Annotated in this window: 27 protein-coding genes; 19 read left to right on the plus strand and 8 right to left on the minus strand. The window is 63.3% G+C overall.

The window, feature by feature from the left end; all coding sequences use genetic code 11:
* Nucleotides 1-187 precede the first annotated feature (187 nt).
* Nucleotides 188-1,117, plus strand: a complete 930-nt coding sequence (locus L867_RS0119970; protein WP_028735757.1) for an IS110 family RNA-guided transposase — start codon at nucleotides 188-190, stop codon at nucleotides 1,115-1,117.
* A 132-nt stretch (nucleotides 1,118-1,249) separates the two neighbouring features.
* Here the strand turns inward: L867_RS0119970 and L867_RS0119975 are convergent, their stop codons facing one another.
* Both L867_RS0119975 and rhaI read right to left on the minus strand, forming a co-directional pair.
* Nucleotides 1,250-2,206, minus strand: a complete 957-nt coding sequence (locus L867_RS0119975) for a D-2-hydroxyacid dehydrogenase (protein WP_028738495.1) — start codon at nucleotides 2,204-2,206, stop codon at nucleotides 1,250-1,252.
* A gap of 155 nt (nucleotides 2,207-2,361) precedes the next feature.
* Entirely contained in the window at nucleotides 2,362-3,654 is a 1,293-nt protein-coding gene (rhaI, locus tag L867_RS0119980) for an L-rhamnose catabolism isomerase (protein WP_028738496.1), read from the minus strand.
* 78 nt (nucleotides 3,655-3,732) lie between these two features.
* On the opposite strand from rhaI, the gene L867_RS27160 reads away from it, so the two are divergent.
* Entirely contained in the window at nucleotides 3,733-3,891 is a 159-nt protein-coding gene (locus tag L867_RS27160) for a YqaE/Pmp3 family membrane protein (RefSeq protein ID WP_037174046.1), read from the plus strand.
* Between the two features lie 47 nt (nucleotides 3,892-3,938).
* On the opposite strand, the gene L867_RS0119990 is transcribed toward L867_RS27160, so the two are convergent.
* Nucleotides 3,939-6,035, minus strand: a complete 2,097-nt coding sequence (locus tag L867_RS0119990) for a bifunctional rhamnulose-1-phosphate aldolase/short-chain dehydrogenase (RefSeq protein ID WP_028738497.1) — start codon at nucleotides 6,033-6,035, stop codon at nucleotides 3,939-3,941.
* A gap of 204 nt (nucleotides 6,036-6,239) precedes the next feature.
* On the opposite strand from L867_RS0119990, the gene L867_RS0119995 reads away from it, so the two are divergent.
* The 7 genes from L867_RS0119995 (at nucleotide 6,240) to L867_RS0120025 (ending at nucleotide 13,620) form a co-directional block, all read left to right on the plus strand.
* Nucleotides 6,240-7,052, plus strand: a complete 813-nt coding sequence (locus tag L867_RS0119995) for a DeoR/GlpR family DNA-binding transcription regulator (RefSeq protein WP_028738498.1) — start codon at nucleotides 6,240-6,242, stop codon at nucleotides 7,050-7,052.
* Between the two features lie 57 nt (nucleotides 7,053-7,109).
* Entirely contained in the window at nucleotides 7,110-8,105 is a 996-nt protein-coding gene (gene rhaS / locus L867_RS0120000) for a rhamnose ABC transporter substrate-binding protein (RefSeq protein WP_028738499.1), read from the plus strand.
* Nucleotides 8,106-8,359: 254 nt separating this feature from the next.
* Nucleotides 8,360-9,895: a sugar ABC transporter ATP-binding protein gene (locus tag L867_RS0120005; protein ID WP_028738500.1), complete on the plus strand. Its 1,536-nt coding sequence runs from the start codon at nucleotides 8,360-8,362 to the stop codon at nucleotides 9,893-9,895.
* An 11-nt stretch (nucleotides 9,896-9,906) separates the two neighbouring features.
* On the plus strand, nucleotides 9,907-10,905 hold the full coding sequence (locus tag L867_RS0120010) for an ABC transporter permease (protein WP_028738501.1): 999 nt from the start codon (nucleotides 9,907-9,909) through the stop codon (nucleotides 10,903-10,905).
* Nucleotides 10,902-11,921 carry an ABC transporter permease gene (locus L867_RS0120015; RefSeq protein WP_028738502.1) on the plus strand — a complete coding sequence of 340 codons (1,020 nt, stop codon included), beginning with the start codon at nucleotides 10,902-10,904 and terminating at the stop codon, nucleotides 11,919-11,921. Before L867_RS0120010 ends, L867_RS0120015 begins: the two co-directional genes overlap by 4 nt.
* The gene (rhaM, locus tag L867_RS0120020) at nucleotides 11,918-12,241 is read left to right on the plus strand and encodes an L-rhamnose mutarotase (protein ID WP_028738503.1); all 324 of its coding nucleotides are present in this window, start codon (nucleotides 11,918-11,920) and stop codon (nucleotides 12,239-12,241) included. Before L867_RS0120015 ends, rhaM begins: the two co-directional genes overlap by 4 nt.
* A complete protein-coding gene (locus L867_RS0120025; protein ID WP_028738504.1) occupies nucleotides 12,238-13,620 on the plus strand; it encodes an FGGY-family carbohydrate kinase in 1,383 nt (460 codons plus the stop codon). The genes rhaM and L867_RS0120025 overlap by 4 nt, the downstream gene beginning before the upstream one ends.
* 89 nt (nucleotides 13,621-13,709) lie before the next feature.
* Here the strand turns inward: L867_RS0120025 and L867_RS0120030 are convergent, their stop codons facing one another.
* Complete coding sequence (locus tag L867_RS0120030; protein ID WP_028738505.1) at nucleotides 13,710-13,907, minus strand: CsbD family protein; 198 nt, start codon at nucleotides 13,905-13,907, stop codon at nucleotides 13,710-13,712.
* A gap of 264 nt (nucleotides 13,908-14,171) precedes the next feature.
* Between L867_RS0120030 and L867_RS0120035 the strand changes: the two genes are divergently transcribed.
* Both L867_RS0120035 and L867_RS0120040 read left to right on the plus strand, forming a co-directional pair.
* Nucleotides 14,172-14,540, plus strand: a complete 369-nt coding sequence (locus L867_RS0120035; RefSeq protein ID WP_084638663.1) for a DUF883 family protein — start codon at nucleotides 14,172-14,174, stop codon at nucleotides 14,538-14,540.
* Nucleotides 14,541-14,543: 3 nt separating this feature from the next.
* A complete protein-coding gene (locus L867_RS0120040; protein WP_028738507.1) occupies nucleotides 14,544-14,996 on the plus strand; it encodes a hypothetical protein in 453 nt (150 codons plus the stop codon).
* 79 nt (nucleotides 14,997-15,075) lie between these two features.
* Here L867_RS0120040 and L867_RS28075 read toward each other — a convergent pair whose 3' ends face one another.
* Entirely contained in the window at nucleotides 15,076-15,270 is a 195-nt protein-coding gene (locus L867_RS28075) for a NepR family anti-sigma factor (protein WP_084638664.1), read from the minus strand.
* Nucleotides 15,271-15,416: 146 nt separating this feature from the next.
* Between L867_RS28075 and L867_RS0120050 the strand changes: the two genes are divergently transcribed.
* From L867_RS0120050 to L867_RS0120070, 5 genes are all read left to right on the plus strand, one after another.
* Nucleotides 15,417-16,211: a response regulator gene (locus tag L867_RS0120050; protein WP_028738509.1), complete on the plus strand. Its 795-nt coding sequence runs from the start codon at nucleotides 15,417-15,419 to the stop codon at nucleotides 16,209-16,211.
* 149 nt (nucleotides 16,212-16,360) lie between these two features.
* Entirely contained in the window at nucleotides 16,361-17,311 is a 951-nt protein-coding gene (locus tag L867_RS0120055) for a sensor histidine kinase (RefSeq protein WP_232363980.1), read from the plus strand.
* A 143-nt stretch (nucleotides 17,312-17,454) separates the two neighbouring features.
* Nucleotides 17,455-18,513, plus strand: coding sequence for a zinc-binding metallopeptidase family protein (locus tag L867_RS0120060; protein ID WP_028738511.1), 1,059 nt, complete (start codon nucleotides 17,455-17,457; stop codon nucleotides 18,511-18,513).
* 93 nt (nucleotides 18,514-18,606) lie between these two features.
* Entirely contained in the window at nucleotides 18,607-18,954 is a 348-nt protein-coding gene (locus L867_RS25905; RefSeq protein WP_051439127.1) for a hypothetical protein, read from the plus strand.
* Nucleotides 18,954-19,139 carry a hypothetical protein gene (locus L867_RS0120070; protein ID WP_028738512.1) on the plus strand — a complete coding sequence of 62 codons (186 nt, stop codon included), beginning with the start codon at nucleotides 18,954-18,956 and terminating at the stop codon, nucleotides 19,137-19,139. The genes L867_RS25905 and L867_RS0120070 overlap by 1 nt, the downstream gene beginning before the upstream one ends.
* 159 nt (nucleotides 19,140-19,298) lie before the next feature.
* Here L867_RS0120070 and L867_RS27170 read toward each other — a convergent pair whose 3' ends face one another.
* Nucleotides 19,299-19,466, minus strand: a complete 168-nt coding sequence (locus tag L867_RS27170) for a DUF1328 domain-containing protein (protein WP_028738513.1) — start codon at nucleotides 19,464-19,466, stop codon at nucleotides 19,299-19,301.
* A 232-nt stretch (nucleotides 19,467-19,698) separates the two neighbouring features.
* On the opposite strand from L867_RS27170, the gene L867_RS27775 reads away from it, so the two are divergent.
* On the plus strand, nucleotides 19,699-19,860 hold the full coding sequence (locus tag L867_RS27775; RefSeq protein ID WP_181141521.1) for a NepR family anti-sigma factor: 162 nt from the start codon (nucleotides 19,699-19,701) through the stop codon (nucleotides 19,858-19,860).
* Complete coding sequence (locus L867_RS0120090) at nucleotides 19,857-20,423, plus strand: RNA polymerase sigma factor (protein WP_028738515.1); 567 nt, start codon at nucleotides 19,857-19,859, stop codon at nucleotides 20,421-20,423. The genes L867_RS27775 and L867_RS0120090 overlap by 4 nt, the downstream gene beginning before the upstream one ends.
* 3 nt (nucleotides 20,424-20,426) lie before the next feature.
* Here the strand turns inward: L867_RS0120090 and L867_RS0120095 are convergent, their stop codons facing one another.
* Nucleotides 20,427-20,792 carry a DNA-binding transcriptional response regulator gene (locus L867_RS0120095; protein ID WP_028738516.1) on the minus strand — a complete coding sequence of 122 codons (366 nt, stop codon included), beginning with the start codon at nucleotides 20,790-20,792 and terminating at the stop codon, nucleotides 20,427-20,429.
* A 121-nt stretch (nucleotides 20,793-20,913) separates the two neighbouring features.
* Here L867_RS0120095 and L867_RS0120100 point away from each other — a divergent pair, with 121 nt between their 5' ends.
* On the plus strand, nucleotides 20,914-21,669 hold the full coding sequence (locus L867_RS0120100; RefSeq protein ID WP_028738517.1) for a Crp/Fnr family transcriptional regulator: 756 nt from the start codon (nucleotides 20,914-20,916) through the stop codon (nucleotides 21,667-21,669).
* 102 nt (nucleotides 21,670-21,771) lie between these two features.
* Here the strand turns inward: L867_RS0120100 and L867_RS27175 are convergent, their stop codons facing one another.
* On the minus strand, nucleotides 21,772-21,924 hold the full coding sequence (locus tag L867_RS27175; RefSeq protein WP_232363982.1) for a DUF1328 domain-containing protein: 153 nt from the start codon (nucleotides 21,922-21,924) through the stop codon (nucleotides 21,772-21,774).
* Nucleotides 21,925-22,085 lie beyond the last annotated feature (161 nt).

Below are 22,085 nucleotides of genomic sequence, written 5' to 3' on the forward strand. Positions count from 1 at the left end.
TTGTAACTTCCCAAACACAGCATTTGGCGGTGTATTGCCAGGTGCGGTGGCGGATGGGAGACCGACCTACCTTTGGGACACCAAGCCCGTGGGAGAGCAAGGGTCTCCGTCCGCCGTTCCATCGAACCCGAACAGTCGCCAGGGCCGCTTGCGCAGGCAAAGTCCGTTTAGGCAAGGATGGGATAAGATGGATATTGTTGTTGGCATCGATGTATCGAAGGATCGCCTGGATGTGGCCGTGGCGCCGTCCGGTCTGGTCTTCCAGGTGGCGAACACGCAAGCCGGCATCGACGATCTGGTGTCGCGGCTTGAGCCGATCGGGGCCGAGGTGGTCGCACTTGAAGCCACCGGCGGCTTCGAGACGGCCGCGGTGGCGGGACTGTCCGCAGCCGGGCTTGCCGTCGTTGTGGTCAACCCGGCCCAGGTCCGCGCCTATGCCCATGCGATCGGTCGCCGGGCCAAGACCGACCCGATCGATGCGGCGGTGATCGCAGCCTTCGTGGCCGCGACAAAGCCCGAGCTTCGGCCGCTCAAGGATGCCGAAACCCAGGCGCTTTCGGCGCTCGTGGCGCGCCGGCGACAGATCGTCCAGATGATCGTGGCCGAGGAGAACCGGGCGAAGATGGTCCTGGCGAAAGAGGCGCAGAAGAGCATCAAGCGCCTGCTTGCGGCGCTTCGGCGCGAGCTGGAAAGCCTCGACAAGGACCTCGACGCCCACATCCGCAAGTCGCCCGTCTGGCGGGTGCGCGAGACCCTGCTGACGTCGGTGCCGGGGGTGGGACCGGCGACCGCCCGCACGCTTCTCGCCGAAATGCCGGAACTGGGCAGCCTCGACAGGCGGCAGATCGCGTCTCTTGCGGGTCTCGCCCCCTGGACCCGGCAATCGGGTACGTGGAAAGGCAAGAGCTTCATCGGCGGAGGCCGTGGCAAGGTGCGGGCTGTGCTCTTTATGGCGGCCCTCGTCGCCAGCCGGCACAACCCGGTCCTCAAGGCCTTCCGCGACCGTCTCGTGGCGGCAGGCAAGCCCAAGATCGTCGCCGTCGTCGCTACCATGCGCAAGCTGCTGACCATCCTCAACGCCATCATCAGGGACGCAAAACCATGGCAAAACGCTTGATTGCCAAGACAGTCGCTCTCCCCGCTTGCGGGGAGAGGGTCAGGGTGAGGGGCAACCACTGAATGAGAAGGCGAGGGTGGTCTCTTCGAGGGGCGATGGTATCCGCCTCGCCACTAAGGGCATCTTCCGGACTTAGCCCACCAGGTTCCTTGGTGTGCCGACAACGAAAAGCTCGATGTTTTCGATCAGCTGGTCGGCGAGCGCCTGGATGGCTTCGCGGCTGGCCCAGGCGACGTGGGGCGTGAGAATGACGTCCGGGCGGGCGGCGATGCGCATCATAGAGCTGTCGGCGGTCGGCGGTTCGCCGTCGGTGACGTCGAAGCCGGCGGCGGCGATTTCGCCCTTTTCCAGCGCCTGCTCCAGGGCCTGTTCGTCGACCAGTCCACCGCGGCCGGTGTTGATCAGGATCGGCTTTCTCTCCATCAGGGCGAACTCGCGCGCGCCGATGATGCCACGGGTCTCGGCGTTGAGCGGGCAGTGCAGGGTAATGACATCGGCCCGGCGCATCACGTCGTCGAATGGCGTGTGGCCGGGCTTGAGTTCGCTTGAGCCCTTGCGGCCGGCGACGAGTACGGTCATGCCGAAGGCCTCGGCGATGCGGCCGACGGCCTTGCCGAGCGTTCCGTTGCCGATGATGCCGAGCGTGGAGCCGCCGAGGTCGGCGATCGGGTGGTCGAAGAAGCAGAATTGCGCCGCCTGCTGCCAGCGGCCGTCGAGCACCGACTGGCGATAGGGCAGGATCGAGCGGCGCAGCGCCAGCATCAGCGCGAAGGTGTGTTCCGGCACGGTGTGTTTCGCGTAGTTGCGGATGTTGCAGACCGTGATGCCCTGTTCGCGGGCGGCGGCCAGATCGACGATGTCGGTGCCGGTGGCGGCGACCGCGATCATCTTCAGGCGCGGCGCGCGGCTTAAGGCTTCGCGGTTGAGCGGCGCCTTGTTGGAGATGACGATGTCGGCCGTTGCGATGCGTTCGGCGACTTTATCCGGCGTAGTCCGATCATGAACGATCAGTTCGTGGGGAAAGGCGGGCGCGCGCAGAACGGTTTCGGGGGAAAGCGTGTCGCGGTCGAGAAAGACGATCTTCAGCATCGGTTTTCAGCACTCCTTGCTCAGGCGAGCGCATTAGAAATAGGGGAAATCACGATGGCAAGGCCGGATTGGCGCTCAAACGGTCGGCAGGCGCAAAACGGACAATGCCGGGACGAGCCCGGCATTGCGAAATATTTGGGTGGTGACTTCGGCGTTCAGACGATGCCGCCGGAGCCGCCCTTGACGGCCGGACGTTCGCTGGCGACTTTGGCGCGATAGCCGCTGGCACGGTAGGCAGCGACCGGGTCGATGGCGCCGCCGGCGCGGCGGCGGGCTTCGGCGAGGATCGGCTCGACATCGGTGCGGTAGGCGCGCTTCAGCGTTTCGGTCGCCATCAGCGCGTCGTTGCCGTCCTGGAAACCGGCAAGCGCTGCGCGGTCGACCAGCAGGGCCTGGGCATAGGCGCGGCGGATCTCGTTGGCGCTCGAAATCAGGCTTTCGATCGGGTCTGTGACGTTGTGGCTCTGGTCGATCATGTGGGCCGGATGGAAACCCTTGACGCCGCGATGTTCGGCATCGACCAGTTCGTTGAACACGAGGAACAGGCGATAGGGCTCGATCGAACCGGCATCGAGGTCGTCGTCGCCATATTTCGAATCGTTGAAATGGAAGCCGCCGAGCTTGCCGAACTGGATGAGGCGGGCGACGATCATCTCGATATTGGTGTTGGGCGCATGGTGGCCGAGGTCGACGAGGCAGAAGGCCTTGTCGCCCAGCGTCTGGGCGATCAGCAGGTTGGAGCCCCAGTCCTGCACGACCGTCGAATAGAAGGCCGGCTCGTACATCTTGTGCTCGGAGAAGATCCGCCAGTCGTCGGGGAGCGCCTTGTAGATGTCGGCCATGGCGGCGAGATAGCGCTCGAACTGGCGGGTGAAATTCGTCTGGCCGGGGAAGTTGGAGCCGTCGCCGACCCAGACGGTCAACGCCTTGGAACCGATCGCGTTGCCAAGCTCGATGCATTCGATGTTGTGCTCGACGGCCTGGGCGCGGGTTGCCGCATCGACGTGCGAGAGCGAGCCATATTTGTAGGAATGGGCCTGGTCGGGCGCATCCGAGAAGGTGTTGGAGTTCATCGCGTCGAAGCCCAAGCCCAGCGCCTCGCCCTTGGCCTTCAGTTCCTTCGGATCGGCCTTGTCCCACGGAATATGCAGCGAGACCGTCGGCGTGGCGCGCGTCAGTTCGTTGATGACGGCGCAGTCGTCGAGCTTGTCGAAGATGTGGCGCGGTTCGCCAAGGCCCGGGAAACGGGCAAAGCGGGTGCCGCCGGTGCCGACGCCCCAGGAGGGAACGGCGACGAAGAAGTCGGCGACCTTGGCCGTGACCGTCTCGATGTCGACATTGCCGCGGGCGAGCTTTTCGCCGAGCGCCGCATAGTCGGATTTGAGCGCGGCTGCGCGCTTGTCGTTCTCGGCGCCGATCAGGTCCGACGAAATCTGGCTGTCCGTCATGTATTCTCCTCCTCCCCGCGAACGATTGTCGTCGGTCCGCGTTCTACGTCAATTCGATCATTGCAAGATGGGGCATTCATGGACGTCGTACGCATACTGCTCGCCATCATCCTGCCGCCGGTCGGTGTCTTCCTGCAGGTGGGTATCGGCCTGCATTTCTGGCTCAACATACTGCTGACCCTGTGCGGCTATGTTCCGGGGATCATTCACGCCATCTGGGTGATCCTGCGGAGATAGCGGCCACCGCCACGGCATTTGCGCCGTGGCGGGCTTGGGAGGCTTGATCAGCGCGTAAAGCTCTGGGCGTTGCCGGCATCGACATTGATGATGTTGCCGGTCGACTTGGCCGAGAGGTCCGAGGCGAGGAAGTAGATCGCCTCGGCGATGTCCTCGGGGAAGACGTTGAGCTTCAGCATCGAACGCTTACGGTAGTGTTCTTCCAGATCGGTGACCTCGATCTTGGAGGAGGCCGCACGCTGTTCGCGCCATTCGCCGTTCCAGATCTTCGAGCCGCGCAATACCGCATCCGGATTGACCGTGTTGACGCGGATACCGGCGTCTGCGCCTTCGAGCGCCAGGCAGCGGGCGAGATGGATCTCGGCGGCCTTGGCGGTGCAGTAGGCAGATGCGTTGGGCGAGGAGGCAAGGCCGTTCTTCGAGGCGACGAAGACGATATTGCCGCCGATCGCCTGGCGGCGGAAGAGGCGGAAGGCCTCCCGCGAGACGAGGAAATAGCCGGTGGCGAGGATGTCGATGTTCTTGTTCCACATCGCAAGCGTCGTGTCCTCGACCGGCGCCGAAGAGGCGATGCCGGCATTGGAGACGAGAATGTCGACGCCGCCGAATTCGATGCAGGCCTCGGCGAAGGTGGAGGCGACGGCCTCTTCCTTGGTCACGTCGAGGGTGACGGAGCGAACGCTGTCACCGCCGTAGCGTTTGGCGAAATCGGTCATGGTATCGGCGAGCGCGCCGGCATCGATGTCGGCGAGCACCACGCAGGCGCCCTCCGCCATCAGCCGCTCGGCCGTGGCGCGACCGATGCCGCCGGCGCCGCCGGTGACGAAGGCGACGCGGCCGGCCAGCGACTTCGGTTTCGGCATGCGCTGGAGTTTCGCTTCCTCGAGCAGCCAGTATTCGATGTCGAAGGCTTCCTGTGCGGGCAGGCCCTGGTATTCGGAAACCGTCGAGGCGCCCTTCATCACGTTGATGGCGTTGACGTAGAATTCGCCGGCGATGCGGGCGGTCGCCTTGTCCTTGGCAAAGGACAGCATGCCGACGCCCGGGACCAGGAAGATGACCGGATTGGGGTCGCGCATCTTCGGCGAATTGGCGTGCTTGCAGGTCTCGTAGTAGCGCGTGTAGTCGGCGCGGTAGTCTTCCAGCGCCTTGTCGAGGCCGGCGATCACGGCATCGGCGTCAGGTTTCGCCGGATCGAAATCGACGATCAGCGGGCGGATCTTGGTGCGCAGGAAGTGGTCGGGGCAGGAGGTGCCGAGGCTTCCCAGCGCCTGAAGATCCCTGGAGTTGACGAATTCGAGCACGGCGGCCTGGTCGTCGAAATGACCGAGCTTGCGCTCCGTCTTGCCGATGCGGCCGCGGATTTCCGGCATCAGCTTCGCGGCAATGGCGCGGCGTTCCGCTTCCGGCAGGCTCTTGGCGACGGCACCACCGAAGATGGTCTTGCCTTCGGTTTCCTTGGCGAACCACTCGATCGCCTTGTTGATGATCTCGAGCGTCAGCAGGTAGCAGTCCTTGGCGTCGTTCGCCCAGGTGAACAGGCCGTGGCTTTCCAGCACGACGCCCTTGGCGGTCGGGTTGGCCTTGACGAAGGCTTCGAGGTCGAGGCCGAGCTGGAAGCCCGGACGGCGCCAGGGCAGCCAACCGATGTCGGCGCCGAAGATCTGGCTCGTCAGCTCTTTCGAGTTCTTCGAAGCGGCGATCGCGATGATCGCGTCAGGATGCATGTGGTCGACATGGGTAAACGGCACGAAACCATGCAGCGGCGTGTCGATCGAGGCGGCGCGCGGGTTGAGGTTGAAGGTGCAATGCGGGAGGAAGCCGACCATGCGGTCCTCGTCCTCGACGCCCTTGTAGAGCGTCTTCAGCGCTTCGAGCTTGTCCATGTAGAGGGTGGAGAAACCGTCGAGCTTGATCGTGCCGACGTCGCCGCCGGAACCCTTGACCCACATGACGCGAACCTTCTCGCCGGTCAGCGGATCGGTTTCCATGACCTTTGCCGAGGTGTTGCCGCCACCGTAATTGGTGATGCGCTTGTCGGCGCCCAAGAGATTGGACCGGTAGAGCAGCTTGCCGGGCTCGTCGAGCTTTGCAGCGTAAGCGTCGTCCCAACGGTTTTCGAGAAGGCGGGTTTGGCCCGTCATTGCTTCCTCCCTGTGCGTGTCGATTCATGGGCGGCGCGCGAGGCGGCCCATCTCCTTCTGGTCGACGGTATCGCGCATCCTGCGGACAGTTGTCAATCAATTTCGATCACAAACATTCATTGTGCGACGCAACATTATCTTTTTTGATCGTTTGTGATTGACAGCATAAAAGCAATCCGGATAAATCACGCTCAGGAGGAGCCCATGCACGAACGCGAACGTCATCGCATCATATTAAGCGCGATCCAGGAAAAGCCGGTCATCACCGTGCAGGATATCGCCGAGCTGACCGAGGCTTCAGAGGCCACGATCCGCCGGGATATCGCGTCGCTTCACGTGCAGGGAAAGCTCCGTCGGGTTCGTGGCGGGGCCGAGGCGGTGCATCCGCCGCAGCTCGGAAATCTCGCCGCGCGACCGTTCCGCGTTTCCGAATCGGTCAACATCGACAAGAAGCGCGCAATTTCGCGCGCGGCGGTCGATCTGTGCGAGGAAGGCGACTCGATCATCATCAACGGGGGCACGACGACCTTCCAGATGGTGCATTTCATGTCGGCGCGCCGCCTGCAGGTGATGACCAATTCCTTCGCCATCGCCGAGCACCTGGTGAAGCATTCGAAGTGCACGGTGTCGGTGCCGGGCGGGGCGATCTACCGCGACCAGAGCCTGATCCTTTCGCCCTTCGACAATGACGCGATCCGCAATTTCTATGCGCGGCGTATCTTCATCGGAGCCCAGGGCATCAACGCGCATGGCGTGATGGAGTCGGACGCGCTGGTTATCCAGAGCGAGCAAAAGCTGGTGCGCCAGGCGGACGAGCTGATTGTCATGGTCGATTCCAGCAAGTTCGCCAAGCGCTCCAGCCTGATCCTGTGTCCGCTCGAGAACGTCTCGACGATCATCACCGACGACAAGATTCCCGACGAGGCGGCCGCCATGGTCACCGATGCCGGCATCAAGCTCATTACGGTCAAGCCGCTGGCTTCGGCCGAGAAGGAGGATACCACGTCGGTCGCATGATGTGATCCGGCCGCGTGGGGAGTTCAAAGCAGTCTATCAACCTGGGAGGAAGACCAAATGAAACTGTCCAAGACACTGCTCGCCGGTGTGGCCCTTGCCGCCATGGCCATGGCGTCGGGTGCCAACGCGGCCGACATGAAGATCGCGCTGGTGGTCAAGTCGCTCGGCAACGGCTTCTTCGAAGCTGCCAACAAGGGCGCCGAGGAAGCCGCCAAGGAACTCGGCGGCGTCGAGATCATCTATACCGGACCGACGACGACCACGGCCGAAGGCCAGATCGAAGTCATCAATTCGCTGATCGCCCAGGGCGTCGACGCCATCGCGATTTCGGCCAATGATCCGGACGCCGTCGTTCCGGCGCTGAAGAAGGCCGCCCAGCGCGGCATCAAGGTCATCTCGTGGGATTCGGGCGTTGCCGCCGAAGGCCGCATCATGCACCTCAACCCCTCGTCCAACGAACTGATCGGCAAGATGTGCCTGCAGCTCGCGGCCAACCATCTTGAAGGCGGCAAGGGCGACTTCGCCATCCTCTCGGCTACCACGACCTCGACCAACCAGAACATCTGGATCGAGGAAATGAAGAAGCAGCTCAAGGACTTCCCGGACCTCAACCTGACCACGACCGTCTATGGTGACGACCTGGCCGACAAGAGCTACCGCGAAGCCAACGGCCTTCTGTCGTCCTCGCCGAACGTCAAGGTCATCGTTGCTCCGACCACGGTCGGTGTGCTGGCCGCCTCGCAGGCCGTCAAGGATGCCGGCAAGATCGGCGAAGTCTTCGTGACCGGCCTTGGCCTGCCGTCCGAAATGGCCGGCGCCATCAAGTCGGGCGCGACCAAGGAATTCGCCATCTGGAACCCGATCGACCTCGGTTACTCGGCCACCCAGATCGCCTATCGCCTGGTCAAGGGTGACACCGACGGCGCACCGGGCTCGGAAATCGAAGCCGGCCGCATGGGCAAGATCAAGGTGGGCGACAACGGCGAAGCGGCCATGGCCGATCCCTTCGTCTACAATTCGTCGAACATCGACGAGTTCTCGAAGATCTTCTGATTTTCGATCTGCCGACTGCGAGTGGTGCCCCCCCTCTGCCCTGCCGGGCATCTCCCCCTCAAGGGGGGAGATTGGATGGGGCCGCCGCCTCGCCATGGCGAATGACGGCGTGGCTGAAGTGTCGCCGCCGTCGACTGCGAAGATAAAGGGCGAGACATCGCTGCTTGCCGATCTCCCCCCTTGAGGGGGAGATGCCCGGCAGGGCAGAGGGGGGTGCTGCCGCCTGTTTTCAATGAATTGACCGGTAAAGCCTGATGATGAGTGTTCAAACCCAAAAGCTAGATGCGGCAATCGCCGCCGCCGACACGCCCATTCTCGAAATGCGCGGCATTTCGCAGATTTTTCCGGGCGTGAAGGCGCTCGATGGCGTGAACATCGCGCTCTATCCGGGCAAGGTGACGGCGCTGATCGGCGAGAACGGGGCCGGCAAGTCGACGCTGGTCAAGATCCTGACCGGGATCTACCGGCCGAACGAGGGCGAGATCCTGGTCGACGGCCGGCCGATCGCCTTTGCCAATGCACAAGCTGCGATCGATGCCGGCGTGACGGCAATTCACCAGGAAACCGTGCTGTTCGATGAACTGACCGTCGGCGAAAACATCTTTCTCGGCCATGCGCCGCGCACACGGTTCGGCCTGATCGACTGGAAGACCATCAACCAGCGCGCCCGCCAACTGCTGGCGGAGCTGGAAAGCAGCATCGACCCGACCATTCGCCTAAAGGACCTGTCGATCGCCCAGCGCCATCTGGTCGCCATCGCTCGGGCACTGTCGGTCGAGGCCCGCATCGTCATCATGGACGAGCCGACGGCGGCCCTGTCTCGCAAGGAGATCGACGACCTGTTTCGCATCGTCGAGGGGCTGAAGCGCCAGGGCAAGGCGATCCTGTTCATCAGCCACAAGTTCGACGAGGTCTACGAAATCGCCGAAAACTATGCCGTCTTCCGCGACGGCAAGATGGTCGGTTCGGGCGCGCTGAAAGCCACGCCGCAGGACGAGATCGTCCGGCTCATGGTCGGCCGCGACGTGCATGATGTCTTCCCGAAGGTGCCCGCCCGGATCGGCGGTACGGTGCTTTCGGTCGAGGGCTATTGCCACGACACCGAATTCCGCGACATTTCCTTCGACCTGAAAAAGGGCGAGATTCTCGGCGTCTACGGCCTGATCGGCGCCGGGCGCTCCGAACTCTGCCAGTCGCTGTTCGGCATCACCGCGCCGGCATCCGGCCGGCTTTCGCTCGAAGGCCGGGAGATATCGATCCGCACGCCCGCCGACGCGATCGCCGCCGGCATCGTCTACGTGCCGGAAGAGCGCGGCCGCCATGGCCTGGCGCTCGAAATGCCGATCTACCAGAACATGTCGCTGCCGTCGCTGGCGCGCACGTCCGCGCGCGGCTTCCTCAAGGTCGCCAACGAACTGTCGCTCGCCCGCAAATATGCCGAGCGGCTCGACCTGCGCGCCGCCGCACTCTCGGTGCCGGTCGGTACGCTGTCGGGCGGCAACCAGCAGAAGGTGGTGATCGGCAAGTGGCTTGCCACGCAGCCGAAGGTCATCATTCTCGATGAGCCGACCAAGGGCATCGACATCGGCTCCAAGGCGGCCGTGCACGGCTTCATCTCCGAACTCGCGGGCGAGGGGCTGTCGATCATCATGATCTCGTCGGAACTGCCGGAAATTCTCGGCATGTCCGACCGCGTGCTGGTGATGCACGAGGGGCTGATGGCCGGGCTCTACGACCGCGACGGCCTCACCGCCGAGACGCTGGTGCGCGCCGCGACCGGCAACCGCTAAGGACATTCGACATGCAACGGCTTCTCAAGAACCGCGAAATCCTGCTGGCGCTGATCATCGTCGTGATGATCGCCGGCTTCTCGACGCGGGCGTCGAACTTCGCCACGCCGGGCAATCTGGCGACGATCTTCAACGACACCTCGATCCTGATCATCCTGGCGCTCGGCCAGATGACCGTCATCCTGACCAAATCGATCGACCTGTCGGTCGCCGCCAATCTCGCCTTCACCGGCATGGCGGTCGCCATGCTGGATGCCGCCTATCCCGGCCTGCCGCTGGCGCTGCTGATCGTGATCTCGATCGGCATCGGCGCGGCGCTCGGCGCGATCAACGGCTTTCTCGTCTGGCTGCTGCAGATCCCGCCGATCGTCGTGACGCTCGGCACGCTCACCATTTATCGCGGCATGGCCTTCGTGCTGTCGGGCGGCAGCTGGGTCAACGCGCATCAGATGACGCCGGACTTCCTCGGCCTGCCGCGCATCAGCGTGCTGGGCATGCCGATCCTGTCCTGGGCGGCGATCGCCATCGTCTTCCTGATCTGGTTCGTGCTGACCCGCACGCCCTTCGGCCGCTCGACCTATGCGGCGGGCGGCAATCCGACGGCGGCCGTCTATGCGGGCATCGATGTCGGCCGGGCCCGCTTCCTCGCCTTCGTGCTGTCGGGGGCGCTCGCCGGTCTTTCGGGCTATCTCTGGGTGTCGCGCTATGCGGTCGCCTATGTCGATATCGCCGCCGGCTTCGAACTCGACAGCGTGGCTGCCAATGTCATCGGTGGCGTATCGATCGCCGGCGGCATCGGCTCGGTGATCGGCACCGTGCTCGGCGCGCTGTTCCTCGGCGTGATCAAGAACGCCTTGCCGGTCATCGGCATCTCGCCTTTCGCCCAGATGGCGATCTCGGGCGTCGTCATCGTGCTCGCCGTCGTCTTCAACGCCCGGGCCGAGGCCAAGAAGGGCCGCATCATCCTGCGCGACCGCGCAGCCAAGGACAGCCAGGAGGTGATCGCATGAGCACCGCGACTTCCGAAACCACGCCCACTCGCCGCCAGATCCCGGATCGGCTGGGCACGCCATTCAAGCGGCTGCTGGCCAGCTGGGAAGTGCTGCTGTTCGGGGTGGCGGTGGTGATCTTCATCGCCAATTCGCTGGCATCTCCTTATTTCCTCGACGCCTGGAACCTGTCGGACGCCACCTTCAACTTCACCGAAAAGGCGATGATCGCCTTTGCCATGGCGCTCCTGATCATCGCCGGCGAGATCGACCTGTCGGTCGCCGCGATCATTGCGCTCGCCTCCACCGCGATGGGCTATGCGGCGCAGATGGGCATCGGCGCGCCGGGGTTGGTGGCGATCGGCATCGGCACCGGTCTCGCCTGCGGCGCCTTCAACGGCATTCTTGTCGCTGGGCTGAAACTGCCGTCGATCGTCGTGACCATCGGCACGATGAGCCTGTTCCGCGGCATTTCCTATATCGTGCTCGGCGACCAGGCCTATGGCAAATACCCGGCCGATTTCGCCTTCTTCGGCCAGGGTTACGTGTTCTGGGTGTTCTCCTTCGAGTTCGTGCTGTTTCTCGTCATGGCCGGACTGTTCGCCGTGCTGCTGCACGCCACCAATTTCGGCCGGCAGGTCTATGTGATCGGCAACAATCCGCTCGCCGCACGCTTCTCTGGCATTCCGGTCGAGCGGGTGAAGTTCATCCTCTTCCTGCTGACCGGCCTGATGAGCGGCATTGCCGCCGTCTGCCTCACCTCGCGGCTCGGCTCGACCCGGCCGTCGATCGCGCAAGGGTGGGAGCTTGAAGTGGTGACCATGGTGGTGCTCGGCGGGGTGTCAATTCTCGGTGGCGCCGGAACGATCGCCGGCGTGGTGATCGCCGCCTTCGTCATGGGCCTCGTGACCTTCGGCCTTGGCCTCCTCAACGTGCCCGGCATCGTCATGTCGATCTTCATTGGCCTGCTCTTGATCGTCACCATCGCGCTGCCGATCATCGGCCGGCGCATCCGCAATGCGAGGGCGGCACGATGAGTGAACTCGAAAGACACGCCTTCAAGATGAAACTCCATTCCGGCATGGAGGCGGAATACAAGAAGCGCCATGACGAGATCTGGCCGGAGCTTGTCGACCTGCTGCACGAGGCGGGCGTCAGCGACTATTCGATCCATCTCGACCGCGAGACCAACACCCTGTTCGGCGTTCTCAGCCGCCCCAAGGACCACACCATGGCGAGCCTGCCGGAGCATCCGGTGATGAAGCGCTGGTGGGCGCATATGGCCGACATCATGGAGAGCAATCCGGACAATTCGCCGGTCGCGACCGATCTCGTCACGGTGTTCCATCTGCCATGACCGCCTCCAAACATGCCCGCGTGGCGGTCATCGACATCGGCAAGACCAATGCCAAGGTCGTCGTGCTCGACGGAACGAGCGGGGCGGAAATCGCGGTGCGCAGGACACCCAACCGGGTGATCGGCGCCACCCCCTATCCGCATTATGATGTCGAGGCGCTGTGGAGCTTCATCCTCTCGGCACTTTCGGACTTCGCCCGCGCGCCGGGCTTCGGGGCGATCTCGATCACCACGCATGGGGCGAGTGCCGCCCTTCTCGACGCGCAGGGGCGGCTGGCACTGCCCGTGCTTGACTACGAATTCGAATATCCTGAGGCCATCCGCGAAGCCTATGACCGGCTGCGCCCGGACTTTGCCGGGACCTGTTCTCCCCGGCTGTCCGGCGGGCTCAATCTCGGCGCGCAGCTGCATTTCCAGAAGACCGCTTTTCCCGACTATTTCGGGCGGGTCGCCACCGTCCTCACCTATCCGCAATACTGGGCCTACCGGCTGACCGGGATCGCCGCCAACGAGGTGACGTCGCTCGGCTGCCACACCGATCTCTGGCTGCCGGGTGAGGGGACCTATTCGACGCTGGTCGACCGGCTCGACATCCGCTCCCTGATGGCGCCGGTGCGGCCGGCCTTCGATGCGCTCGGACCGCTCCTGCCGGAGAACTGCGAGCGGATCGGCCTTGAAGCGCCGGTGCCGGTCCATTGCGGCATTCACGATTCCAATGCGTCGCTGCTGCCGCATCTCTTGCGGCGTGAGGCGCCCTTTGCCGTGGTATCGACCGGAACCTGGGTCGTGTGTTTTGCCGTCGGCGGCAATCTCGAGGGGCTTGATCCGAAACGCGACACGCTTGCCAATGTCGATGCCTTCGGCCGTGCCGTGCCCTCGGCACGCTTCATGGGCGGACGCGAATACGAAATGCTGACGGAGCAGCTGGAACCAAAGACCGAGGCGGAACTGGACAAGGCGCTGGAAGCCGTCGTTTCGCGTTCGGTCATGGTACTCCCCAATGTCGCGGCAGGCTCCGGACCCTATCCGGGGCGCAGGATGGAATGGCTGGGCGTGGCGAAGACGGATGCCGAGCGCCGGGTCGCCGCCTCGCTCTATGCGGCGATGATGACGGCGACCTGCCTCGATCTGATCGGCAATCGCGGTCCGATCGTGGTCGAGGGGCCGTTTGCCGCAAACGAAATCTATCTGCGCGCCCTTGCCACGGCGGCCGGTCGCGCGGTCATCGTCCTGATGGGCGCGGCGCCGACCGGCACGGCGCAAGGGGCGGGCCTGCTGGCAGGCATTGCGCTGCAGCCCGGCGAGGAACGCTCGATCGCTGCCGATCCTGCCCTTGCCGACTATTGCCGGCATTGGCGACGGGCCGTCGACGTCGGCTGACGCGGCGGACCTTACCCGTGGATGAAGACCCCGGACGCAGAAAAGCCCGGGACAGATGTCCCGGGCTTTTTAAATAGGCGCAGTGGATCTTAGTGGCGGCCGAGCCAGGTGTCGATTTCGCGTTCGGCTTCTTCTTCGGTCTTGCCGTAGGCTTCCTGGATCTTGCCGGAGAGCTGCTTGCGGTTGCCGGCGATCACGTCGAGATCGTCGCCGGTGATCTTGCCCCACTGAACCTGGGCCTTGCCCTTAAACTGTTCCCAATTGCCTTCGATCTGATTCCAATTCATGTCGATATCCTTCTCGGTTGGTCACGGTAGAGGCCGTTGTCCTCGGTGCATCAACGCGACGGACGGGCTTAAGTTCCGCCCATGGACTTGCAGGCCGGCAAATTGTCCCGCGCACAGGCGGTTGATGAAGACGGTGCGGCACCATGAGCCCTGCGGGGCGGAGTACTGAGTCTTGCGCGCTATCGGCGTAGGGCCTACAAAAATCCGGAACCGATCGGCGGTTGAGACGTTTTCAGCACGAAGCAGATCACAAGGAGATTTCTGATGGCCACCGTATCCATGGCGGACAAGGCGAAGGCAAAGGCAGACAGCCTGATCGACGAAGCGGAAATCGCAACCAGCGCAAGCGCCGGCGACGTGCAGGCTGAACTCGAAAACCTGCGTCGCGATATTGCCGCACTGACGCAGACGCTTGCTTCCTTCGGCACCGGCAAGTTCAAGGAAGCGAGCAACCGGGCAAGCCAGCTCGGCGCGGAAGCCGCGGACGCTTCCGCCCAGTACGTCGAAAGCGCGCGCAGCAGCCTGATCTCTGCCGAGCAGGATCTTGAGGCGCATATCCGCAACAAGCCGCTCCAGGCGATCGCCATTGCAGCCGGCGTCGGCTTCGTGGCCGCCCTGCTGAGCCGGCGCTGATCGATGCGCGGATTGATCGAGCAGATCGTCGTCCTGGCATTGGGAAATGTCGCGACGACCGCGGTCGAGGTCAAGCGCAAGACGATCGGCGGGGTCATCGCCATGGTCTTCGTGCTGACCGCCTATGTGGCATTGGTGATGGCGCTGGCCTTTTATGTCGCGTCGCAGGCTGGACCTGTGGCGGCAGCCCTGGTGGTTGCTGCTGCGGCGATGGCGGGAGCGCTGGTGGTGCTGGCCGTCGTTGCCGTGCTCAATCGGCAGACCGAGCGCCGGATGCTGGAGCGGCAGGCGGCCATGGCGGCGCAAGGGCCTGATCCGGTTACGGCGCGGCTGGTTTCCGAACTGCCGGGCATGATGCGGGAGAGCCCGATCGTCACGACGATCATGGTGAGCAGTCTGGTCTATGTGCTGGCGCGCAGTCGCGGATTCGGACGGCGTCCCCGAGATCGCAGCTAACGCTGCTCTCAGCCGAGCCGGTTTTGGCGCGGGATGGGGCTCAAGGTGGGAAAGACGAGGACCAAGGTGCGGACCCGGTTCAGCCTTTTTCGTCGCGCTCAGCCTTGTCGAGACGCTCAAGAAGGTCGAGAAACGCCGGAGGCGTGCCTTCCTGGATGATGCTGTCGTAATATCCACGGAGCTTCTGGGCGATCATCGCATTGGCATCCTGCTTCCTCGACGCCGCGGCGTCGGGCCGCTCGCCCTGTTCGGATTTCTTATCCGGCATTGTCATGAAGCCCCGTTTGTCCCCTGGTCGAAATTGAGATTAGTCTATTAAGTGGGTCAACGGAAAAAAGTTCCTTATCGGCGGAACTTTTTTTCGCAAGGCGCGTTTCCAGCCCAGTCCGCACCCATACTGTATTCAATTGGAGAAACCGCATGTCTCTTACCGCCCGCGTTGCCGCTCACCTGCCATACCTTCGGCGATACGCACGAGCCGTCACCGGCTCACAGACTTCCGGAGACGCCTATGTCGCGGCAGCGCTTGAAGCACTGATCGCCGACATCTCGATCTTCCCCAAGGGCGCCAACGATCGCGTTTCTCTCTACAAGCTGTTCGTCACGCTGTTCGATTCCACCCAGGTGGAGATCCCGGATGTCTCCTCGCCCTTCGCGTGGGAAAAGCGCGCGGCGGCCAATCTCGCAAGCGTTCCGACGCGCGCGCGCCATGCCTTCCTGCTGATCACCGTCGAAGGTTTTTCGCCAGCCGAAGCGGCGGAGATTCTCGGGGTCGACGAGGCGAAATTCAACGCCCTGTTCAACGAGGCATCCTCCGAGATTTCGCGCCAGGTGGCGACCGACATCATGATCATCGAGGACGAGCCGCTGATCGCGCTCGACATCGAGCAGATGGTCGAGGATCTCGGCCATCGCGTCACCGGCATCGCCCGCACCCATGCGGAAGCCGTCGAGCTCTACAAGCGGACCAGCCCGAAGATGGTGCTCGCCGACATCCAGCTGGCCGACGGCAGCTCGGGCATCGACGCGGTCAACGACATCCTGAAGGTCGACACCGTTCCCGTGATCTTCATCACGGCGTTCCCGGAGCGCCTGCTGACCGGCGAGCGGCCCGAACCGGCCTTCCTCGTGACCAAGCCGTTTAACCCCGACATGGTCAAGGCGCTGATCAGCCAGGCCCTGTTCTTCAACGAGCGAGTGGTCGAGGGCGTCTGAGCGGCGCTCGGAGGGGCCGGGGGATGGGTGCGCTCCGCACGTCCGGGGCATGAAGGCCGACAGGCCAGGAACGGATAGCCGAGCAGCGGCGGAGTGAGAAGTTGGTACATCGGTTGACATGGTATGCACCTGAGCGCGGCGATGACAAATTGCGCGAGTTCTTCATAACCGCCTTGATCGACATGAGTGCCAGCCTGACCCTGCAGGACAGGGGCGGGCGTTATATCTGCATTACCACCCTGCCGGCCCGCTGGTCGTTGAGGCCGGGCGTGACCCCGAGCGATGAGGCGATCTTCGGGTCCGAGATCGGCGCTCGCCTCCAGGAACTGAAAGCCGGGCTGACCCAGCCCGGTGATCGCGCCGAGTTGGAAATTGAAGCCGGGGACGACACCTTCTTCGAATTCCGTTGTCGCATCGTCGAAATGAGCAGCCAGGAGGTCAACATGCTGACCGTGGTGATCGACCGGACGGAGGACCGACGGCGCGAGCGGCTGCTCAGGGCGCTGTTGCGCGAGGTCAGCCACCGCTCGAAGAACCTGCTCGCCATCATCCAGAGCATTGCGTCGCAGACCGCCCGCTATTCCGGCTCGTTCGAGACCTTCCTTGCGAAGTTCCGCGGCCGGCTGCACGCCCTGTCGCAATCGCAGGACCTGATCACCGATTCGAGCTGGCGCGGCGCCTATTTTCGCGACCTGCTGAAGCAGCAGGTCGATCGGTATGTGCAGGAGAACGCCGATCTGGTGAAGGTTTCGGGCGAAGACGTGCTCCTGACCCCGAATGCCTCGCTGCATATCGGTCTGGCGCTCCATGAGTTGATCGTCAATGCGGTAAGCCACGGTGACTTCCTGGCGCGGCGGCGCCCGATCGAGGTCCGATGCGAGCGGATCGAGACCGGCACCGGACCGCAGATTCGCGTGACGTGGGTCGAGCCGGTCGGGCCGCTCGACGACGAGGCGGTCGCGGCGGCAAAGACGGCACGGTTCGGCAGCACGGTGCTCGAACGGGTCGTGCCCTCCTCGGTCAACGGCCATGTCCACCATCGGCTGGAGCGCGATCAGGTTAGCTACGAACTGACGTTCCCGCAGGAAATCTACGAATAGGCGGATCGTGGCGGAACGATTCGTGGTTTGATGACTTGTTCGGTCGGCACAGCCCGACGCCGTCGCTTCGGGGCTCTGGCCACAGTGCCGCGCTGCCGCCCCATGCCTTCCTGCCGCGCCTTCCTTCGTCACGGGAGCCTCGAATGCGTATCTTCCACTGCTCCAATTGCGCCAATGTCGTCCATTTCGACAACAGTGGCTGCGTCAGTTGCGGCATGCGGCTGGCCTACCGCCCGAGCCGGTTCGAGATGGTCGCCATGGAACCGGACGGCAGTGCCTTTCGCGACCCGGCCGAGCGCAAGACCGAGCTTACCCCCTGTGCCAATGCCGGGATGGGTGCCTGCAATTGGCTGGTCGAGGACGGTCATGCGTCGGGCTTCTGCATGGCCTGCCGGCACAATCTGACCATCCCCAATCTGGCGACCCAGCAGAATGTCGAAAACTGGCAGCGGATCGAACTGGCGAAACGCTACCTGATCTATTCCCTCATGCGCTTCGGCTTGCCGCTCGTGACCCGCGCAGACGATCCGGAGAACGGGCTCGGCTTCGCATTCCTGGCCGACGAGAACGAAGCCGCATCTCCGGTGCTGACCGGTCATGCCCACGGCCTGATCACGCTCAACATCGCCGAGGCGTCGGATGCGGAGCGGGAGGCGCGCCGGGTGTCACTCGGCGAGCCGTTCCGTACGCTGATCGGTCATTTCCGCCATGAGGTCGGGCACTACTACTGGGATCGGCTGGTGCGCGACAGGGGCGGCCAGGAGGCCTTTCGCGCCCTGTTCGGCGACGAGCGCCAGGACTATGGCGCGGCACTCCAGCAGCATTATGCGCAGGGGCCGGAGCCGGGCTGGGAACAATCCTATGTCAGCGCCTATGCGGCGAGCCACCCTTGGGAGGACTTTGCCGAGACCTGGGCGCACTACTTCCACATCGTCGATGCGCTGGACACGGCCGATGCCTTCGGCCTCAGGACCCATCCCGAAACCGAAGCGCCCGAACTGGCGTTGACGACCACATTCGACAGCTACCGGGCGATCAATGCACGCGTGCTGCTCGACGCCTGGGTGCCGCTCACCATCGCCATCAACAGCATCAACCGCAGCATGGGCCAGCGGGATCTTTATCCCTTCGTGCTGTCGGCGCCGGTGTTGGGCAAGCTGCAGTATATCCACGACATCATCCACGCTCCGCCGGTCGGCTGATCGCCGCAAAACGGCGAAAACAAGGCCCTTCGGCGGCCTCTCAGGGAACTTACATGGAACATCGACGTTAACCTCCCAACAAGGAGAACGTCGATGAACACGCTTGCTGCACTCATGGTACTCGTGGCATGCCATCCCCAGCAAACCAGCTGTCTCGAAGAGCCGGCCGCGGTCATCTCCTACGCCTCCGGTGCCGAGTGTCGGGCCGCGCTCCCGAGCGAGATGGACAAGGCGCGCCGCATGGCCAAGCTGATCTATGGCGACTGCGTTCCGGTCAATGCCGAACTGCTGGCCGGCCGGCAGATCCGCCGCACGATCGATCCGGTCAAGCTTTCCGCGCTCACCGCGACGTCCAGGGCGACCGTTGCCGTCAAGGCCTTTTCCGCCACCACCATGAAGCCCGGCGCAGGTCCGTTCGACAGCTATGAGGACGCCAAGTGATGTCCAACAATTTCACCGAAAGAAATCGCCGTATCGACCTCCAGACGCGCGAAATCGCGCAGGAGGCGAAGCTCGACACGGGCCTCGGGTTCATGGTCCCGCCGCGCTGGCGCGCTTCGACGGCGATTGTCGTCTCGCTGATCCTTCTCGCATTCGTCGTCATGATCGCTTCGGCGCTATTCTAGGCCTTGCGGACGCACGGCTGTTCGACCTGATCCGCCGTCCTGGCGGACTTTTGGCGTTTGTCAAAGTCCTCAGGCAACTCTACGCTGATGTCCGGCATTCACACGAAAAGAGCCGGGACAAACCCGGCTCTTTCGATTCTCCGTTATTGCTCGTTCCGCTCAGGCGCGGCGGCGGAAGAGCTGCGATACGAGAGAGATGAGGAAGAGCACGATGAACACCAGGAACAGGATCTTGGCGATGCCGGCAGATGCACCGGCGATGCCGCCGAAACCGAGTACACCGGCGATCAGAGCGACGACGAGGAAGACGAGGGCGTAGTAAAGCATGGCGGTTCTCCTATTTCGATGGCAGAAAAACGACGCGCGGGCCAAATTGTTCCATCGCAGAACTTCGATCACTTCACCACCGTGTTTGACCCTTGAAAAGGCGTCGGAAAATATCAGCTCCCATGCGGAACCTTCGGTCCGGTCGACCGTTGTGACGCCATGAGAGACATAACCCCGTTGGAAAAGCATGACCAGTTCAACAGACGATCCATCAGCCAGGGAAAGACAGATCATGGCTGATTCACAGCCCGGCATTGCTACGCAGTTGCGCCAGCTCTACCAGTCGGTGCAGGATGAAGCGATACCCGACCGCTTCCTCAGCCTCCTGGAGAAGCTCGACCGGGCCGAGCAACAGGCAGACGAATCTCTTCGCATCAAGGATTCAGCACAATGACGGATGATGCCGCGTCCATCGAACGCTCGTTCAAGCGGGACCTGCTCGCAGCTTTGCCGAATCTGCGTGCGTTTGCCGTGTCGCTCACCGGGCGCCATCACGTCGCCGATGACCTGGTCCAGGACACCATCATGAAGGCCTGGGCGAAGCAGGATCATTTCGAGCCGGGTACCAACATGAAGGCCTGGCTGTTTACCATCCTGCGCAACGAATTCTATTCGCAGATGCGCAAGCGCGGGCGCGAAGTGTCCGACAGCGACGGTTTCTTTACGGCGCAGTTGTCGACCCATCCGCAGCAGTATGGTTCGCTCGACCTGCAGGATTTCAAGAAGGCGCTGGATCAGTTGCCCAGCGACCAGCGCGAGGCGATCATCCTGGTCGGCGCGTCGGGTTTCGCCTATGAGGAAGCCGCCGAGATCTGCGGCTGCGCGGTGGGCACCATCAAGAGCCGCATCAACCGTGCACGCAACAAGCTGCAGGAGATCCTCGGCGTCAGCGGCGAAGGCGACTACGGTCCGGATGCCCATAGTTCCGCCGTCACCAAGCGCGCCTTCGCGGTTTGAGGTTCAGGCCGAGGCGCGCGTCGCCGCCTTGACGGCACGAACGAGATCCTCCGCGAATATGGGCTTTGCGACGACGGGGAAGGCCTGGATTGCGGAGGATTCCGAGCTGACGTCGTCATAGGACGAGAGGATGACGACGGCTGCGCCGCTTTCCTTCACCCGCCGCGCCCGATCGAGGTTGACGGCAGGCATCGGGGCGCTGTCGAACAGGACGACGTCGAAATGACCTTCACCAAGCTGTTGTTCCAGGCGGGCAAGCGGCACGATGGTCACGGTGCACTCCAGGGCGTCGACAAGAATCTGTTCGACTTCCATCGCGATCAGGTACTGGTTCTCCGCAACGAGAACGCGCAGCGACGGGTTGGTCATGGCTGTTCCTTTTTTGCCAAAGCGCCTTATCGGCCCTTTGGTGAAGGAGGTCATTTAAATAAGACATGCCCGGCCGGGCGGTCGCCGGTATTCCTCCGGCGCTGAAACAAGGGAACAGTGCATGGCCATCGACTCTCGTAAGAACCCGGTTCGTGTCAGCTGTTTCGAATGCCCTTTGCGCCAGAAGAAGCACTTTCGTCCGTTCACCGGCGAGGAACTCGACTTCGTATCGCATTTCAAGCGCGGCGACCTCAACGCCGACGCGGGCGCGACCGTGATCGTCGAAGGCTCCCATAGCGCCCATCTTTATACACTACTGGAAGGTTGGGGGTTCCGCTACAAGATCCTCGAAGACGGTCGCCGGCAGATCCTCAACTATGTCGTGCCGGGCGACATGGTCGGGCTGCAGGGGGCGGTGATGGCCGAGATGCAGCATTCCGTCGAGGCGCTGACGCCGGTCACGCTGTGCGTCTTCGAGCGAAGCCGCCTGTTCAACCTGTTCGAGAAGCATGCGGGGCTGGCCTTCGACCTGACCTGGCTGGCGGCGCGGGAGGAGAGCATTCTCGACGAGCACCTGCTCAGCGTCGGCCGGCGTACGGCCACCGAGCGGGCCGCCTATCTGCTGGCCTTCCTGTTCGAGCGTGGGCGCAATGCCGGTCTGCTCGACGAGGAGCGCCGCCATGTGCCGGTAACCCAGATGCACGTCGCTGATACGCTGGGCCTGTCGATCGTCCATACCAACAAGACGCTGCGCAAGCTGGCCGAGCGCGGGCTGATCCAATGGCTCGACCGGGGCTGCGAGGTCCTCGACCCCGAGGGGCTGCAGTCGGTGGCGAACTGGAATCCCGGTACGCCGCAACTGCGGCCCCTCATCTGAAGCCTTCCTTTGCCGGTTCTCCTCCGGCGAGACAAAATTCCGGCCATAAAAAAACCGTCGGCGGTAAGGCCGACGGTCTCTTCTGCCGTCCGGTGCTTCCGGTCAGGCGACCACGAGCACGCCGGCAAACAGGGCGATGATGAAGATCACCAGCACGATGAAGATCAGAATTTTCGCAATTCCCGCCGAGGCGCCGGCAACGCCGCGAAAGCCGAGGAGGCTGGCGACGGCGGCAATCGCCAGGAAGATCAGAATTCATTGCAGCATGATGCTCTCCATTCTTTTTTTGCCGCAGATTGAACCTTCGAGAGGCGAATTTGTTCCGTCCGGACCGGAGGCGTCGGGAGAGCCAATCGCCGCAGGAAGCGGCAGTTGTGGATTATTCGTTGACTGAGCCGTATCATCCGCGCGAAACC

Source organism: Paenirhizobium selenitireducens ATCC BAA-1503 (genome assembly GCF_000518785.1).
Taxonomy (GTDB): Bacteria; Pseudomonadota; Alphaproteobacteria; order Rhizobiales; family Rhizobiaceae; genus Allorhizobium; species Allorhizobium selenitireducens.